The sequence below is a fragment of the Nannocystis pusilla genome (assembly GCF_020073745.1).
In the GTDB taxonomy this organism is placed as follows: Bacteria; Myxococcota_A; Polyangia; order Nannocystales; family Nannocystaceae; genus Nannocystis; species Nannocystis radixulma.
Genome location: NZ_JAIRAU010000011.1, coordinates 88,400 through 101,544, shown reverse-complemented (window position 1 = coordinate 101,544; position 13,145 = coordinate 88,400). Strand labels below are relative to the sequence as shown.

At 70.4% G+C, this 13,145-nt stretch carries 11 protein-coding genes; 8 read left to right on the top strand and 3 right to left on the bottom strand.

Annotated elements, in window-relative coordinates:
* Nucleotides 1-305 precede the first annotated feature (305 nt).
* Nucleotides 306-1,598, top strand: a complete 1,293-nt coding sequence (locus K7C98_RS12010; RefSeq protein WP_224191753.1) for an Hsp70 family protein — start codon at nt 306-308, stop codon at nt 1,596-1,598.
* A 23-nt stretch (nt 1,599-1,621) separates the two neighbouring features.
* On the opposite strand, the gene K7C98_RS12005 is transcribed toward K7C98_RS12010, so the two are convergent.
* From K7C98_RS12005 to K7C98_RS11995, 3 genes are all read right to left on the bottom strand, one after another.
* Nucleotides 1,622-1,972, bottom strand: a complete 351-nt coding sequence (locus tag K7C98_RS12005) for a hypothetical protein (protein WP_224191752.1) — start codon at nt 1,970-1,972, stop codon at nt 1,622-1,624.
* A gap of 223 nt (nt 1,973-2,195) precedes the next feature.
* On the bottom strand, nt 2,196-3,110 hold the full coding sequence (locus tag K7C98_RS12000) for an oxygenase MpaB family protein (protein WP_224191751.1): 915 nt from the start codon (nt 3,108-3,110) through the stop codon (nt 2,196-2,198).
* A gap of 161 nt (nt 3,111-3,271) precedes the next feature.
* Nucleotides 3,272-3,670 (bottom strand): GFA family protein, encoded by a 399-nt coding sequence (locus tag K7C98_RS11995; protein WP_224191750.1) that lies wholly within the window; start codon nt 3,668-3,670, stop codon nt 3,272-3,274.
* Here K7C98_RS11995 and K7C98_RS11990 point away from each other — a divergent pair.
* The 7 genes from K7C98_RS11990 to K7C98_RS11960 all read left to right on the top strand — a co-directional run bounded on the left by K7C98_RS11990 (nt 3,663) and on the right by K7C98_RS11960 (nt 13,132).
* The gene (locus tag K7C98_RS11990) at nt 3,663-3,845 is read left to right on the top strand and encodes a hypothetical protein (protein WP_224191749.1); all 183 of its coding nucleotides are present in this window, start codon (nt 3,663-3,665) and stop codon (nt 3,843-3,845) included. The genes K7C98_RS11995 and K7C98_RS11990 overlap by 8 nt on opposite strands.
* Before the next feature lie 320 nt (nt 3,846-4,165).
* Entirely contained in the window at nt 4,166-5,461 is a 1,296-nt protein-coding gene (locus K7C98_RS11985; RefSeq protein ID WP_224191748.1) for an esterase/lipase family protein, read from the top strand.
* Between the two features lie 237 nt (nt 5,462-5,698).
* Entirely contained in the window at nt 5,699-6,964 is a 1,266-nt protein-coding gene (locus K7C98_RS11980; protein ID WP_224191747.1) for a DUF4185 domain-containing protein, read from the top strand.
* A gap of 5 nt (nt 6,965-6,969) precedes the next feature.
* Nucleotides 6,970-8,892 carry a family 43 glycosylhydrolase gene (locus K7C98_RS11975; protein ID WP_224191746.1) on the top strand — a complete coding sequence of 641 codons (1,923 nt, stop codon included), beginning with the start codon at nt 6,970-6,972 and terminating at the stop codon, nt 8,890-8,892.
* A 281-nt stretch (nt 8,893-9,173) separates the two neighbouring features.
* Complete coding sequence (locus K7C98_RS11970; protein ID WP_224191745.1) at nt 9,174-10,709, top strand: GH25 family lysozyme; 1,536 nt, start codon at nt 9,174-9,176, stop codon at nt 10,707-10,709.
* Nucleotides 10,710-11,035: 326 nt separating this feature from the next.
* Complete coding sequence (locus K7C98_RS11965; RefSeq protein ID WP_224191744.1) at nt 11,036-11,788, top strand: hypothetical protein; 753 nt, start codon at nt 11,036-11,038, stop codon at nt 11,786-11,788.
* Nucleotides 11,789-11,995: 207 nt separating this feature from the next.
* Entirely contained in the window at nt 11,996-13,132 is a 1,137-nt protein-coding gene (locus tag K7C98_RS11960) for a PHB depolymerase family esterase (RefSeq protein WP_224191743.1), read from the top strand.
* The last annotated feature ends 13 nt before the right edge of the window (nt 13,133-13,145 follow it).

Genomic DNA, 13,145 nt, shown 5'->3' with positions numbered 1-13,145 from the left:
GGCTCGATCCTCGGCGACGGTTCGAGTCGGCGCGACCTCGCGTTCGACCTGCGAACAGATGATGCGCGGTGCGCCGCGCCGTGGGCCCGTGGACGCGAGGACGGACGCGCGTGGCCTCGACGATCGCGTCACCACCTGGAGCGGCGCACCCATCAGCGCCGTCAGCGCGAGCAGGACGGGTCCCTCACAGATCTGCGCGCATGCGCCCCAGCGGGCCGTTCTGCCGGGCCCCAGGGGCCGGTACGGCCACCGGCGCCGAAGCCGCGCGCGCCAAGGAGCCACGTTCACGGTACAACGCGCCCCCCATGACGCCCGCCAACAGCCCCAGGGTCGGGATCGACTTCGGCACGTCGAGTTCGGCGCTGGCGATCGCCGACACGGACGGTCGCGTTCGCTTCGCCCAGCTGCCGACGCTCGGGGTGCTCGGACCCAGCTGGCGCACGCTGCTGTTCTTCGAGCCCGACGAGCAGCCGCGCGGGCAACCGATTCAGTACACCGCAGGCGGCGAGGCGATCGCGGCCTACCTCGAGTGCATGGGCGAGGGCCGCCTGATGCAGTCGTTCAAGACCCACCTGACCACCGAGTCGCTGGGGCGCACGACGATCGCCCAGCACACGATCGGGCTCGACGACATGATCGCGCTGTACCTGCTGCGGCTGCGCCAGCGCGCCGAGGAGAGCCTCGGCAGGCCGATCGGCGCCGTCACGATCGGCCGGCCGGTCCGCTTCGCGGGCGGGCGCACCGCGAACGACGACGCCCTCGCGGCCGCGCGCCTGCTGGCGGCGGCCCGCGTGGCCGGCTTCCACGACGCGCGCCTCGAGCTCGAGCCGGTCGCGGCCGCGCATCACTACGAGCGCACGCTGACGCGGCCCGAGCTGGCCCTGGTCGCCGACTTCGGCGCGGGCACCACCGACTTCTGCTTGATGCGCATGGGCCCGACGGGTCACGGCAGCGCGCGCGCCCGCGACATCGTCGGCACCGGCGGCGTCGGGGCGGCCGGCGACGACCTCGACGCGGCGCTGATCGAGAACCTGGTGTGTCCGGCGCTCGGCAAGGGCAGCACCTACGTCGAGATGGGCACCGAGCGGCCGATCCCGGGCTCCTATTATTACAAGCTGGCGCGCTGGCATCACCTGCCGTTCCTCGCCGGCTCGCGCGTGCGCGCCGAGCTCGAGCGCCTGCGCCGCGGCGCGCGTCACCCCGAGCGGATCGCCGCGTTGATGCACATCATCGAGACGAACGGGGCGTTCCACCTGCACAAGGCGGTCGAGCGCACCAAGGTCGAGCTGTCGCGCCGACCGCAGGCGAGCTTCGACTTCAGCGACGGCGAGATCGAGCTCCACACCTCGGTGTCCCGCCGCGCCTTCGAGGGCTGGATCGCCCCGGTGACGGCCGCGATCGCGGCGTGCCTCGACGACACGCTCGCCCGCTCCGGCGTGAGCGCGGACGAGGTCGATTGCGTGTTCATGACCGGCGGCACCGCGTTCGTGCCGGCCGTGCGCGCGCTGTTCGAGGCGCGCTTCGGCGCCGCGAAGCTGCGCAGCGGCGACGAGTTGATGTCGATCGCGTCAGGCCTGGCGCTGTGCGCGACGGCGTGACGCTGCGTCGGCGGGAGCCGAGCTCACCGCACCTCTTTGCATTCCCACACGTCGTCGGCGATCTCCCACAACCGCTCGCCGCAGGCCTCCCCGGAGGCCAGGACCTCGCGCGCGTGGCTGGGCGCGAGGCGGACCTCCAGGCTCATCGGCCTCTCCGGCGTCTCCGCCGTGTCGTCCTCGCAGCGCACGCTCCAGCGGAGCTCGCAGCGGACCGTGAATTCACACTGATTGCGCACCCGCAGCGCCATGCCTCGCGCGCTCGCCTCGGGCTCGACCTTCACGCATTCGGACACCGCCTGCGCGGCATGGCTGGTGGACAGGGACGCGCCGAGGGCCAGCAAGGCGCACGACACCGCGATCGACACTCGACCCATGACAAGATCCTCCGGCGCGGCGATCGAACGATCGGGACGCGCGCAGGGCCCTCGACAACCTCGCCCCCGCCAGGTTCCCGACTTTTTCCGGCCGGGTCGCGCGACATCACCCGCCCCCGTTCGCGGCCGTCACGCAAGACTGACAGCGAGATGCTGTCCCATGTCTCGTGCGACAGGCCGCCGGCGATCGTCGCCCATCCCTTCGCGTCCCGCGGCCTGAAGATCATGGGCACTGGCGGAGGCGGGCCGTGAGCAGCTCGGCCTGCCGCTCGCGGCTCAGGTAGAGGAAATTCGCCGGCAAGCCGAAGCGCAGCGGGGCCCGGGTCGCGGGCGAGTTCTTCGCCGGGAAGCGCTCGGCCACCGCGGCGGCGGCCCGCACCAGCGCGCGGTCGACTCCTCGCAGGTCGTACTCCGGGCCGAGCTGCAGCCTCGCGCGCACCATCGGCGGCAGGATCGACACGGCCGCCCGCGCGATCGCGCGGTAGAAGAAGCCGAGCGCGCCGGCCTGGCCCTTGCCGGTCTTGATGATGGTGAGAAACTCGTCGACGATCGGGTGCGGCTCGAAGCGCGGCGCCAGCCGCTCCATCATCGCCGTGAAGTCGGCCTCACAGGTCAGCACCGTCTGTACCCCGTAGAGTCGCGCCACCGGCCCGCTCTCGACGAAGTAGCGGCGCCGGTCCTCCGCCGACACCGGCGCGACGAAGCGGTCGTACGCGGTGAGGAACCCGTACACGGCGGTGGCGCTGACCCAGTCGAGCAGCTCGGGGTCGAGGGCGCGGTACGGTTCACCGCCCGGCGTCTGGCCGACGACCCTGGCGTGCATCTTGTTGACGCCGGCGATCACCCGCCGCGCCGCGCTCTGCGGCCCGTAGGCGCCCACCATCGCGGCGATGGCCGTGCGCCGCGAGCGGCCGACCGGATCGGCCTTGTAGGTCGAATGATCCCACACCCCGCTGCGGATCCGCGCATCCGCGAACTCGAGCAGCACGGCCGCCACACCGCCCACCCCGAGCGCGATCGGGTTCTTGTAGATGCGCCAGTGGACCGAGTCCGGCCCGATGAAGCCCGGCTCCCCCGGCGGGTTCGCGTAGTCGATCTTCCACCCCATGTACTGCGTCTGCGAACGGCTCGGATCCATGCGGCGCTTCCCCCCGGCGCGGGCATTGTAGGACGTTCGTCTCCCCGAGCTGCAACCATGCCCGGCATGGACGAGGGCCACGACCTCCAGCGCGCCCGGCAGGCGGGTGACGAACGGGTCTTCGCCCACGACCCGCGCCGGCGGCTCGGCTCCGGAGCCGGTCAGTCCAGGTGCTCGATGTCGAGGTCCGGCGCGATCGCCCAGGCGTGGCGGCGAACCTCGTAGATCGACACGCTCGGCGTCATGAAGCCCGGATCTGCGAACGCGCCGACGGCGACCGCGACGAAGCCGGGTAAACCGTCGAGCTCCCAGAACACGGTCGAGCCGCAGGTCGGACAGAAGCGGAAGGTCGCACGGCCGCCGCTGTCTCCCGTGCGCACGAACTCGGTCGCGGCGCCGGAGAACGTCACCTGCTCGCGAGCGAAGCGCGCCTGGACGCCGAAGGCGCTCCCGGTTCGCTGCTGGCAGGCGAGGCAGTGACAGATCGAGACGCGCACGGGGTCGCCCTCGCAGGTGACACCGAGCTGGCCGCAGGTACAGGAGGCGCGCCGCGTGGTCATGGCCTGGCGTCGTAGCCGTTCGCGCTCGCCCCTTCAAGAGCGCCGCGAGCGCGCCCTGATCGTCGCGCTTCAGAGCCTGGTCGCGGCGCTCGAGCTCCTCGGCGCGCGCGAGCAAGGCAGCGCCGGGCAAAGCGCGGAGCGCATTGCGTGCAGGCAGATTCGCATCTGCGTGTGATGCCAGGAACCGGAGGCGCACGATGTGCACAACATGACCGGGTGCTGTCGACCTCGAGCCGGGGCTTCGGCGTGGTCCCGGGCCTCCATGCTCGAGGCGTCGGCGGGTTATCGGAGCCGTCCTATATTGAAGGGCTGCGTGCATACTCCCGAGAAGTACAAATGACGACGACCCGACCCGCGAATCGGCGGCTCGGGGCCCCCTGTCGAGAAATTCGCTCATTCGTATGCTTGAGATTGCTGGCACGAGCGACGATCGCGCGGGGTCTTGACAGGTGGTAGACACCGTGTTTACCTCGTCGGTCGAAAGATGAGGGCCTGATGCGCATTGATGGCACGACCATGTCGCTGGCGATCGCCGCGACTGCGATGATTGCGTCCTCGGCGCAAGCGGGCGGGCTCAACGACTATGCCTGCCCGCTGACGCCCGAGCGGCCGTACCCGGTCGTGCTGGTGCACGGTCGCGGCGGTGACGTCAACGGCTTCGGGGCGCTCGTCAACGCCCTGAACGCCGCCGGACACTGCGTGTACGGCACGAATTACGGCCAGACGAACGGCGTCGGGCCGAACGGGCACGACCACCTCACCGTCTCCGGCGGACAGATCCACGGGTTCATCCAGCACGTGCTCGCGTCCACCGGCGCGGAAAAGGTCGACGTCATCGGGCACTCGGCCGGCACCGGCGTGCTCAACAATGTGATCCTCGAGAAGGACGGCGGCGGGTCGATCCACCGCCTGGTGTCGTTCGGCGGGCTGCACCACCCGTACGCCCACGTCGGCGTGCCGCCGGCCGACAGCGACCTGTTCCTGCCCAACGTGACGCTCGCGGCGCGGCTCGTCGACCCGGACATCACGATGCAGGAGATCATCATCGGGGCGCTCGACCTCTACGCCGGCGCCGGCGGTTCACTCGCGGGCATCGACGCCGAGACGGCCGAGTCCAACTTTGCCGCCGATCTGTTCGAGCCGAACTACTGGACGATGCTCCACGGCGGGCTCTCGGAGCCGCCGGACGTGCTCCTCAAGCCGTTCGGCGCCGGGCACTCGCTGCCGACGGCGGACGCGGTGCATTACATCTGCTACACGAACATCGTCGGCGCCGCCGACCTCGTCACGGGCGTCTCGGCGGGGTACCAGGATCCCGCGCCCAACGTCGACAACTTCCTGCTCCTCTCGCTGGCGGATCACAGCCAGATCCTCGCCGACCCGGTCGCCATCGCCAAGACGCTCACCGCGCTCGGGACCCCGTGCACGCCGGCGGCGCCGCCCGACGACACCGGCGGCAGCGAGACCGGCGAGGGCACCACGGGGGCGCCGACGACCGGAGCTGAGGGCAATGAGAGCGGCGACAGCAGCGGCGGCAGCGACAGCGACAGCGACGGCGATGGCGACACCGGCACCGCTCCGACCAGCGACGGCAGCAGCGGCGGCTCCGGGCCCTCCGACACGAGCAGCGGCGACGGTCCGCCGAGCCCCGGCGCCGCGACAGGCGGGTCGACCGGTGGTGCCGATGGCGACGACGCAGGTTGCGGGTGCACGTCGCGGAGTGATGGCGCGCTGTCGGGTCTCCTCGGCGCGCTCGCGCTGGGGTCGCTGGTGCGACGGCGTCGCCGGTGAATCGCCGGGCTCGGTCAGCCGGGCCGCGCGGATTGACGCCAGTGCGACGTCCGCGAGTACGAGCATTCGCGTTCGCGGACAATGTGAACCCTCGCGACGGCCGCCGCGTCGCAGCATCGCTGCCATGCACGGCGAGGGGCCGTGCCCCCGATCGCAAGCGTCACATCGACGGTGACGCTCGCCACACGCGGCCCTCGATTGTTGCCATGACCGAGTGATCGTGATAGTGTGCGATCCATGTCGCGCGTGGTGTGCATCCTGTCCGTGAGCCTCGTCGGCGCCGGCTGTTCCGCCGGTGCCAACATGTCCGATGCGTCCGCCGGCGCCGGCCCGGCGAGCGCCGATCCGGTGACCACACTCGGCTCGACGGGCGACGATCCGATGACCGCCGGCGACACGAGCGGCACCGCAGCGACGACCACGGGCCCGACGACCACCGGCGAGCCGCCCGGCACTGCCGGCGATCCGCCCGGAGGCACCACGGGCACCAGCGACGACACCGGCCCTGGCACCACCTCGACGCCGGACGACCCGAGCGCCGAGACCCGCAAGATCCGCGACCTCACCGGCCCCGGCACCAGCAGCAAGCAATTCGGGGTCGGCGGCACCGATCTGGGCATCCCGGTGCGCCAGCCCGACGGCAAGATCGCGTACATCTTCGGCGACACCTTCGAGAACGACGGCGTCGGCGGTCCCGGCTGGCGTGCGCCCGTGCTCCTGCGCTCCGAGCCCGGGGACCTCGAGGCAGGCATCGAATTCACCGGCGCCGCCGGCGGCCCGTATGCCAAGCAGATCCTCGATTACGCGCACAACACCAACGGCTACTCCACCTGGCTGCCCTCGGACGCGATCACGATCGGCTCGCGCATGTATCTGCATTACATGGTCAACGCGGGCCTCGGCAACGTGCTCTGGTCGGAGATCGCCGTGTCCGACGACAACGGCGAGAACTGGACGTCGACCGGCACGAGCTGGGCCGGGGACGAGAACAACGGCCTGCGCCAGCTGTGGACCTGGGAGCGCGGCGACGACGGCTTCGTCTACACCCTGTCGACCGCGTTCACCCGCGACCGCGGCATCATCCTCCACCGCGTCCCCGACGACAAGCTGCTCGACAAGGGCGCCTACGAGCCGTGGGGGTACCTGGACGGGGCCTGGGGCTGGGGCAACCCCGCCACCGAGGTCCTGACCGGCAAGTTCGGCGAGCTGTGCCTGCGCCGCGTCGAGGACAAGTGGGTGCTGTCGTGGTTCAACGCCGCCGACTACGACATCACGATCAAGGTGTTCGACAGCCCGGTCTCCAACCTCTACCGCGCCACCACCTACAAGCCGATCAAGGGCGGCGCCTGGGGCTTCGAGAACGACACCACCGTCGCCCAGCTCTACGGCGGCTATATTCACCCCGATTCGACCCTTCACAACCTCCACCTGATCGTCTCGCAATGGAACACCGACACCGACTGGCCGTACCGTGCGATGCAATTCGTCACCGGGGTAGAGTAAGCCGCATGCGCCTGCGCTTGGCCCCGCTGGCGTGTATCCTCGCCTCCGCCGCCTGCTTCGATGATGGTGGCGTCATCGCCGGCCCCGTCGGCGATCCGGGCACCGGCAGCCCCGGCGAGGCCACGGGCGGCTCGACCGGCGGCCTGCCGACCTCGACCTCGACCTCGCCTCCGACCTCCACCGGCGACACGACCGGGCCGACCGGCGACGAGCCGGGCTGTCCGGACGTCACCAGCCCCGATTGTCCATGTCCGCCAGGACAGGTCCTGAAGGACAGCGTATGCGTCCACGAGACCTGCGCCGCCGACACCTGCCACGGCCACGGCGTGTGCGCCGAAGGGCCCGACGGGGTCACCTGCGCCTGCGACGAGGGCTTCACCGGCGGCCGCTGCGACGGCCGGGGTGCCGACTTCTACAGCCGCACCCTGCTGATGCCCGGCCTCGCCGACCCCGACATCTACAAGGAGCACGACGACCTGTTCCTGTTGACCGGCACCGGCAGCAGCCTCACTCTCCCGATCTACGAGTCGACCGACCTCCTCGAATTCCACGAGAAGAAGATCTACGACCCGGCCGCGCTCGATCCGGCCCACGATTATTGTTACATCTGGGCCCCCGATCTGACCCGGCACGACGGCGCCTATCACCTCTATTTCTCGGCCCATCGGGTGGCCAGCGGCGCGGCTTGTCCGCCCGGCGCTGCCCAGGACGTCGCCACGTTTCACACCTCCGCCCCGACCCTCGATCTCGAGTTCGGGGTCCCCGAGCTCATCCACGACGGCACCCCGTGGCCGCGCACGCGGATCGCCTCCGGCTGCCCGCCCGAGGGCTGCAGCCGGGCGATCCGCATCGACGCCGCCGCCTTCGACGACGGCGCCGAGCGCTGGCTCTTCTACGTGTGGTTCCAGGGCGGCAACAACATCTCCTCGTTCCCGTTCTCCAACCCCGACGCCGTCACCCACCACGCCGGTCCGGCGCTGTTCGCGGTCCAGCCGTTCGAGGAGCAGATCAACGAGGCCCCCGACGTGTTCGCGCGGGCCGGCAAGCACTACCTCAGCTTCAGCACCGGCTTTTTCAACAGCCAGTACGCGATGTTCCACGTCGTCTCCGACGCCGTCGGCGACCTGACGCGGAGCCGGGCTGTCCGTCGCCACTCGGTCCCGATCCGCACGTCCGCCGACATCCTCGTCGAGACCCACGGCCACAACTCGATCGTCGAGCGTCGCGGCGAGTTCTTCAACGTGTTCCATGTCGGTTCGTTCGATGGCGGCGGCAACCTCACCGACCGGAGCACCCACAAGCAGCGGATCGCCTTCAAGCCGGACGGCTCGATCCACGGCCTCAATTTCGTCGATCTCCGCTGGCCCCGCCTGCCGGGCCACGAATACTCGCTCGACGTCGTCACGCGCGACGGCGGCGTTTACGGGCCGTGCATCGCCGACGCCCTGCTCGGCTCGGCGACCAGCGTCCGCTTCGCCGGGATCTGTCCGAGCGCCGGCGACGTGAGGGTCGCCAAGAGCGACGTCGCCGCCTTCCGCCTGTACTACTCCGACGACGGCATCTGGCAAGATCCCGTCGAGCAACCGTACGACGGGTTCAGCGATCAGCTGTTCCTGCCGATCCCCGGCGGCACCGCGGCGGCCGTCGAGCTGCACTGGAACGAGAAGGTCACCGGCACCGAGTATTCGCTCGACGTCCGCCGCACCGACGATACGTGGGTCGCCCCCTGCGCCGGCGAGTCGGTCCTCGGCACCGACATCTCGTACGTCTTCACCGGCGCGTGCCCGACCGCCGGCAACAACGTCGCCCTGCAGGACGTCAAGGAGCTGCGGATCTGCTCGGCCGTGGGCAACGACTGGGCGAACGCGATCTGCGCCTCCGTCCCCTACGACGGTGTGCAGGGTTTCGTCGATGTCTCGATCCCCTGATCGGACGCGCTCGGCGAACGCCCGAGCCGAGCGGTTCACGGACGGCCTTCGCGGGCCTGTCGTTGCGAGTCACCATGTTCGCCGCGACAGTATGACCTGATCGGACCCCGCGTCAGCTCTCTGCGAACGGGGTTGACTGATGGTATACGACACATATACCATCAGTGCACGGCCACCTCCGATCTCCGCGGGTTCAGCCCTCCTCGTCACGCGAGGGCCCCACGAAGGTGACGGCGCCGGAACACGCTCGAGCCCCGCGCCGCGGGGTACGATCATCCGCCATGCCCTCGCTTTCCCCGACCCTGATCCTCGTACTCGCCGGCCTGAGCGCGCGTCCGTACGGCAATGCTCTCGGCGACGGGCTCGGCCTCGCCGACCGCCCGCCCGCGGCGAGCGAGGGCCAGGTGTGCGCCGCCGGCGAGACGCTCTTCGGGATCGACGTGTCGGTCTACCAGGGCACGATCGACTGGAACGCGGTCGCGGCCGACGGCGTGATGTTCGCGTGGGTCCGTGTGTCGCACAGCACGGCCGTCCTCGACTCGCAATTCGCCGCCAACCTCGCCGGGGCGCGCGCGGCCGGGATCCACACCGGGGTCTATCAATACTTCGAGCCCGGCGAGGACCCGATCGCCCAGGCCCAGCTCCTGCTCGACAACCTCGGGCCGCTGCAGCCGGGCGACATGCCGCCGATGATCGACGTCGAGAGCGCCAATACCGTGCCGCAGGGGCAGTACGTCGACGCCATCCGCGCGTGGCTCGATCACGTCGAGGCGGCCACCGGCACGGTGCCGTTCATCTACACCGGATATTACTATTGGAACGACAATGTGGGCAGCGGCGAGTTCGCCGACCACCCGCTGTGGATCGCCAACTACAACCCCGGCTGCCCGCTGGTGCCCGACGCGTGGCCGAGCTGGACGGTCCACCAGACCTGCGACTGCGGCACCGTCGCCGGCATCGACGGCGCGGTCGACACCGACCTGTTCAACGGCAACGTCGATGCGCTGCTCGGGCACGCGGTCGGCGCCGCGGTGTGCGGCGACGGCAAGTGCATCGCCGAGACGCCGTACAACTGCCCGGAGGACTGCCCGCCGTGCGGGGTGATCGGCCCCGAGGGCGGGACCATCGACAACGACGCGGCCTGCCTCGAGCTGTACGGCCCGCTCGAGTACTGGCGCGACGTGGCCGTCGGCCACGGCGGCTCGCTGCGCTGGACGGCCGCCACCGAGTGGGCCGAGCCGGCGAACTACGCGGTCTGGCGCATGTACTTCGCCGAGTCCGGGACCTACCGGCTGTCGACGTGGATCGAGCAGCCCTACGGCGAGACGCAACAATTGACGTATCGCGTCAACCACGCCGGCGGGGAGTCCGCGGTGCCCGGCAATCAGTCGCTGGCGAGCGGCTGGCTCGACCTCGGCGAATTCTCGTTCAACGCCGGCGCGGATCACTGGGTCCGCATCAACGACAACACCGGTGAGCTCGAATCGCTCGAGGTGGCGATCGCGTGCGACGCGTTGCGCATCGAACGGATCGACGGCGGCGAGACCACCGGCCCCGGCGACAGCGACGGCGAGCTCACCGGCGAGCAGCCGACGGGCGGCTGGCCGGGGAGCACCGGGCTCGACAGCAGCAGCGGCGGCGGGCCTGATTCGTGGCCGGGCCCTGCCACCAATACCGACGGGCTGCCGCCGGGCTTGGAGCAGGAGGACGGTTGCGGGTGCACGCATTCGCGCGGCGGCGGGGCGGGGATGATGGCTGCCCTCGCGCTCCTGCTGTCGCGGCGTCGCCGGCGAGGCGACACATCGACAGGGTCGTGAGCGCCGTCGACGCGAGCGGGTGCGCAGGCGGTTGTGGTGGGCTCGCGGGGCTCGTGGCACCCAACTCGAAATATCGACTCCGCCGGTGATCTTTCGGTGGTATCAGGGCCCGATTCGTGGTCTCCTGCGCATGGAGGTGTCCGATGCGAAGACTCCTGGGCGTCATGGCGTTGGTGAGTGCGTGCAATGACGGCAGAGACGTCGATCTGACGAACGCGACCACGACTCCGGTCTCGGCGTCTGGCACGTCGGCGACCAGCTCGGCGAGCGGCAGCAGTAGCGAGGACAGCGGCCCTGGCAGCTCGAGCGATGCCGACTCCGGCGGCATGTCGACCGCGAACCCGACCACCGGCGCCGACGCCACGACGATGATGGCCGATACCGGCAGCTCGGGCGACAGCGGGACGATGTGCCTGGCGCAGACGGAGGCGTGCACCGACGTCGCGCAGTGCTGCCCGGGGCTCGAGTGCAGCACGACCACGCTCGGCCAGGTGTGCTGCGGCGGCGAGGGGGTCTCGTGCGTCACCCCCAACGGCGAGGACTGCTGCGGCAACCTGCTGTGCATCGGCGGGGTGTGCGGCTACGACGGCGGCGGCGACGAATGTGCCGCGCCGTGCACCCAGCCGCCGGCGCTGGTGATCGAGAAGCAGCGGTTGGCCGGCATCGGCGGCACCTTCCTCGGCATCTGCGGCGACGCGAATCACACCTACGGCTATCACGTCCCGGCGGCCAACCTCCCGGACGACGACTACTCGATGCAGGGCGCGGCCAACGCCCCGGTGTGCCAGTGGCACGCGGCGGCGATCGACATCGGCATGGACTGGCCGGCCTCGCGCGACTGGCTCAAGTGGCTGATCCCCAGGATCGCCAACGACGACATCACCGGCATCGCCGAGGTCATCGGCTCCTACGACGGCATCAACGTCCGCTACTGGTCGGACTCGAGCGGCTGGAGCGTCGACGGCGTGCCCTACGACGGCGTCGGCCACGACACGCACACGCACGTCGCCATCTACCGCTCGACCGCGCTCGAGGACCACGGGATCCTGGCCGGCTGGACCGCGAACGGCGGGCCGTGATCGAACTGTCTCCCGAGACATGTTAATGAGGACATGTCCCCTGGTGCGGCGCGTACATCCACCCGACTCGAACCTGCACGAGCTGCCCCTGATCGTGTCTCGGTGGAATGCCGGGGCCGATTGACCGCACCGCGCAATGGTGCTGTCACCGGCGTCGAGAAGAATTGTGTACACGCGCCGGTTTCATGGTATCCATGACGAATGGATATGATCTCACGCCCCCTCGTCCACCCGGCGCTCCGCATCGGATGCTTGACCGTCTCGTTCGCATCCGCGTGCGCGAGCGAACCCGGGACCTCCGCGACCTTCGGTGAGGCGAGCGACTCGAGCACCACCGGGACCGCCGGGGCCGCCGGGACCACGGAGAGCGGCAGCGGCACGAGCGGCGAGATCCAGCCCACCACGAGCGGCACGACCGACGACACCGCCGAGCCGACGACGGACGGCGAGGCCTCGACGACGGACGGCGAGGCTTCGACGACGGACGGCGAGGCCTCGACGACGGGCGGCGAGGCGCCGGCGATCCCGTTCGTCTGCCCCGGCGGTGCGATCGGCTCTGGCATGAACAGCATCGACGTCGGCGGCGCGAGCCGTACCTTTCTCGCCGACTTCCCGGCCGATGTCGATCGGCCGCTCGGCGTGGTGTTCTCGTGGCACGGCTACGGCGACTCGGCGATGAACTTCAGGGCCGCGGTGGGCCTCGACCCCGATGCCGATCCAGCGCTGCCGGTGGTCGTGATCACCCCGGAGGATTCGGGCCTGCCGCCGCCGCTGGGGCTCGACTGGGATATCGCCGGCGGCGCGGCTCCGGACAACGTCGACCTCGCCCTGTTCGAGGCGGTGCTCGGTTGCCTCGACGCGCAGTACGAGATCGACGCGGCGCGGATCTACTCCTTCGGCTTCTCGGCCGGCTCGGTCATGACCAACCTGCTGCACTCGAGCTACCCGGAGCTGATCACCACGATCGTCTCGGAGTCCGGCGCCTGGTTCAACGACCCGTCCCAGGCCGACCTCGTCAACATCTTCGACATCGACTGGGACTGGCCCGCCCTCGACCCGGCGGTCGGCGGCACCGTGCTCCTCACCCACGGCGGGCCGACCGACGTCACCGTCCTGAACATCCTCGATCTGGAGGCCTCGGCCCAGGCGGCCCTCCCGTTCCTCGCCGCCGGCGGCCGCACCGTCGTCGATTGCGCGCACATGCAAGGTCACACGCTGCACCCCGAGGTCCCGCCCGAGCTCATCGGCGTGTTCCTCTCGGCCCACCGGGCCGGGCAACCATCTCCGTACCTGAGCGACGGTCTCGAGGGCTACCCGGCGAGCTGCACGCTCCGGGTGCCCTGAGCGCGCGCGTCCT

Excerpts from the sequence above, each read along its gene's own strand:
- K7C98_RS11965 (WP_224191744.1), top strand. The coding sequence starts at position 11,036 with ATGTCGACCGCGAACCCGACCACCGGCGCCGACGCCACGACGATGATG.
- K7C98_RS11975 (WP_224191746.1), top strand. The coding sequence starts at position 6,970 with ATGCGCCTGCGCTTGGCCCCGCTGGCGTGTATCCTCGCCTCCGCCGCC.
- K7C98_RS11970 (WP_224191745.1), top strand. The coding sequence starts at position 9,174 with ATGCCCTCGCTTTCCCCGACCCTGATCCTCGTACTCGCCGGCCTGAGC.
- K7C98_RS12005 (WP_224191752.1), bottom strand. The coding sequence starts at position 1,972 with ATGGGTCGAGTGTCGATCGCGGTGTCGTGCGCCTTGCTGGCCCTCGGC.
- K7C98_RS11985 (WP_224191748.1), top strand. The coding sequence starts at position 4,166 with ATGCGCATTGATGGCACGACCATGTCGCTGGCGATCGCCGCGACTGCG.
- K7C98_RS11960 (WP_224191743.1), top strand. The coding sequence starts at position 11,996 with ATGATCTCACGCCCCCTCGTCCACCCGGCGCTCCGCATCGGATGCTTG.
- K7C98_RS11980 (WP_224191747.1), top strand. The coding sequence starts at position 5,699 with ATGTCGCGCGTGGTGTGCATCCTGTCCGTGAGCCTCGTCGGCGCCGGC.
- K7C98_RS11995 (WP_224191750.1), bottom strand. The coding sequence starts at position 3,670 with ATGACCACGCGGCGCGCCTCCTGTACCTGCGGCCAGCTCGGTGTCACC.
- K7C98_RS12010 (WP_224191753.1), top strand. The coding sequence starts at position 306 with ATGACGCCCGCCAACAGCCCCAGGGTCGGGATCGACTTCGGCACGTCG.
- K7C98_RS12000 (WP_224191751.1), bottom strand. The coding sequence starts at position 3,110 with ATGGATCCGAGCCGTTCGCAGACGCAGTACATGGGGTGGAAGATCGAC.